Source organism: Microbacterium sp. 18062 (assembly GCF_902706225.1).
Classification (GTDB): Bacteria; Actinomycetota; Actinomycetes; order Actinomycetales; family Microbacteriaceae; genus Microbacterium.
Genome location: NZ_CACSKB010000496.1, coordinates 1 through 420, shown reverse-complemented (window position 1 = coordinate 420; position 420 = coordinate 1). Strand labels below are relative to the sequence as shown.

1 protein-coding gene is annotated in these 420 nt (G+C 63.1%); it reads left to right on the top strand.

The genetic code is table 11. The annotated features are described in order from the left end of the window. A partial coding sequence (locus tag GVL03_RS20895) for a glycerol-3-phosphate dehydrogenase C-terminal domain-containing protein (RefSeq protein WP_200847389.1) occupies positions 1-420 on the top strand: 420 nt, incomplete at both ends.

The window sequence follows — 420 nt, the reverse complement described above, 5'->3', positions numbered from 1 at the left end:
ACTGCATATCTTCGGCGGCAAAATCACTACCTTCCGCAAACTGGCCGAACACGCCGTACAAAAGCTCGCGCCCTATTTCCCGCAGATGGGGGGCGACTGGACCCGCGGCGCCACGCTGCCCGGAGGCGAAATCGCCAACGCCGACTTTGACACCTTCCTGCAGACGCTAAAAGAGCAGTTCCCCTGGCTGCCGGCGGCGCTGCGCGGGCACTACGCCCGGCTGTACGGCGCCAGGCTGCCGCGGCTGCTGGGTAACGCCCGCGGCCTGCAGGATTTGGGGCAGCATTTTGGCGGCTTGCTCTACGAAGCCGAAGTCCGCTATCTGGTCGAAAACGAGTGGGCCCAACAGGCGGAGGATATTTTGTGGCGACGAACCAAGCATCGGCTGCACCTGACCGAGCAGCAGCAGCAGTGCTTTAA